Genomic DNA, 2,662 nt, shown 5'->3' on the forward strand with positions numbered 1-2,662 from the left:
GAACCCGGAGTCCACTACGCCCCCGGCATCCCCCTCCCGTAGTACGGAAGCGGGCGACTCCTGCCGTCCGGCAGCGGCCGGCACCACGATGGTGGTGCGCCGTTGGGGCGCGGGGAACTGCGCGCTCAGCCTCTCACCGGCGGAAGGTCGGGCAACTTCCGTCAAGGGGCTGGACGCGCGGTCCCGCACCCACGAACTACTCGCCCGACAAGACCGCTTGCGCGGCCCCCCGGGCCGCATCCGCACTGTCCGTCGCCCGCGCCGCCGCCGCGGCCCGCTCGCACTGCGCCACCGTGTACTTCGCCAACGTCGTCCGCACATAAGGAATCGACGCCGCCCCCATCGAAAGGCTGGTCACACCCAACCCGGTCAGCACACACGCCAGTAGCGGATCGGCCGCCGCCTCCCCGCAGACCCCGCAGCTCTTCCCCTCGGCCCGAGCCGCCTCCGCCGCCGCGGCCACCAGGTCGAGCAGCGCCGGCTGCCACGGGTCCTGCCACCGCGCCACCGCCCCCACCTGCCGGTCCGCCGCGAAGGTGTACTGCGCCAGGTCGTTCGTCCCCAACGAGAGGAACTCCACCTCCTTCAGCACCGACCGCGCCCGCAGCGCCGCCGAAGGAATCTCCACCATCGCCCCGAACTTCGCCGGCAGCCCCGCCGCACGGCACGCGTCCGCGAACGCCTTCGCGTCCTGCCGGTCCGCGACCATCGGCGCCATGACCTCCAGGTGCACCGGAAGCCCCTCCGCCGCACGCGCCAGCGCCCGCAACTGCGTCCGAAGCACATCGGGGTGCTCCAGCAGCGACCGCAACCCCCGCACACCCAACGCCGGATTCGGCTCGTCCGCGGGCGTCAGGAAGTCCAGCGGCTTGTCGGCGCCGGCGTCCAGCACCCGCACCACGACCCGCCCCTCCGGAAACGCCGCCAGCACCTGCCGGTATGCCTCGACCTGCTTCTCCTCCGAGGGCGCCGCGGCGGAGTCGTCCAGGAACAGGAACTCCGTACGGAACAGCCCCACCCCTTCCGCGCCCGCCGCAACGGCGGCCGCCACGTCCCCGGGCCCACCGACGTTCGCCAGCAACGGCACCCGATGACCGTCGGAGGTCGTGCCCGGGCCGGAAGAAGCCGATAGCGCCGCCTTCCGCTCCGCCGCCACCTTCGTCAGCGCGGCCCGCTTCGCCTCGCCCGGCTCCACGAACACCTCACCGGTGCTCCCGTCCACCGCGACCACGGTGCCCTCCGCCAACTCACCCGCGCCCGCCAGCGCCACCACCGCCGGCACCCCCAGCGCCCGGGCCAGAATCGCGCTGTGGCTGGTCGGCCCACCCTCTTCCGTCACGAAACCCAGCACCAGCGCGGGGTCCAGCAACGCCGTGTCCGCCGGCGCCAGGTCCCGCGCGATCAGTACATAGGGTTCATCGCTGTCCGGAACCCCGGGCATCGGCACCCCCAGCAGCCGCGCCACGATCCGGTTCCGTACGTCGTCCAGGTCCGCCACCCGCCCGGCCAGGTACTCACCCGCACCCGCCAGCAGCGCCCGGTACGAGGCGAACGCGTCGTACGCGGCCCGCTCCGCGGTACTCCCGACCGCGACCCGCCGCTCGATGTCGGCCATCAACTCCGGGTCCTGCGCCATCATCGCCTGCGCTTCGAGCACGGCCTGCGCCTCACCGCCGGCGAGCTGCCCGCGCGCGTTCAGGTCGGCGGCGACCGCCTCCACCGCCTGCCGGGCCCGCCCCTGCTCACGGGACGCGTCCTCGGCCCTGATCTGCTTCGCCGGCGGCTCCAGCACCGCGGTACCCATGTGCCGTACCTCGCCGATCGCCACACCGTGGCTGACCCCGACGCCTCTCAGCGTTGTCTGCATTGCACTACTTCCAGTTGAAGAGGGTGTCGCCCGCGGCGACCTCACCGTCACGCACGATCCCGCCGAGTGCGCCGCCCGTGGCCTCCAGCGCGATCACCGGACAGACCGGCGACTTGCCACCGGCCTCGACCGCGGCAGGGTTCCACCGCACGACCGCCTGGCCGCGGCTGACCGTGTCGCCCTTGGCGACCAGCACCTCAAAACCCTCGCCGTTGAGCTGCACGGTGTCGATACCCAGGTGTGTCAGTACTCCATGCCCCTCGTCGTCCACCACGACGAAAGCGTGCGGGTGCAGTGAGACGATCACGCCGTCCACCGGCGCCACCGCGTCGCCGGGCTCGCGCACTGGGTCCACGGCGGTACCGGGGCCGACCATCTCGCCGGAGAACACGGGGTCGGGCACGGCGTCGAGCCCGATGACCCGACCAGCGAGAGGTGACGAAACGGTCGTCATATGAAGCACTCCTAAGCGCAGTGATCAGGGAGCCGTCACTGCCTGTCACCGGACGGCCGACGGCTACAGCAGCCTAAGTCATACCAAGTACGGATTCTGCCCCACTCCGCCGTCCGGACCGGCGCCCCCGATTTGCTCCACGCGAGGCCGGTCCAGTACGTTGGCACAACCGCCTCGACGAGACCCGCGGAAACGCGTGTTCTCGAAAAGGGGTTGGTAATTCCGACCGAAAAGCTTCTGCTAAGGTTGGAACACAACGAAGGGAAAGCCCGGAGGGGCCCGGAAGGGTCGCTGATGGCAGCTTCCGTTTCTTGAGAACTCAACAGCGTGCCAAAAGTCAA

General features: G+C 71.1%; 2 protein-coding genes. Both read right to left on the minus strand.

The features are described 5' to 3' along the window. Positions 1–196: 196 nt before the first annotated feature. Positions 197–1,867: a phosphoenolpyruvate--protein phosphotransferase gene (gene ptsP, locus AC13HU_RS35340; protein WP_483046092.1), complete on the minus strand. Its 1,671-nt coding sequence runs from the start codon at positions 1,865–1,867 to the stop codon at positions 197–199. Positions 1,868–1,871: 4 nt separating this feature from the next. Then, a complete protein-coding gene (locus tag AC13HU_RS35345; protein WP_483046093.1) occupies positions 1,872–2,321 on the minus strand; it encodes a PTS sugar transporter subunit IIA in 450 nt (149 codons plus the stop codon). Positions 2,322–2,662: the final 341 nt, after the last annotated feature.

The sequence above is a fragment of the Streptomyces sp. NH27 genome (genome assembly GCF_056859195.1).

What these genes read in the sequence shown, in the direction of transcription:
- ptsP (WP_483046092.1), bottom strand. Translation starts at nt 1,867, where the DNA reads ATGCAGACAACGCTGAGAGGCGTCGGGGTCAGCCACGGTGTGGCGATC.
- AC13HU_RS35345 (WP_483046093.1), bottom strand. Translation starts at nt 2,321, where the DNA reads ATGACGACCGTTTCGTCACCTCTCGCTGGTCGGGTCATCGGGCTCGAC.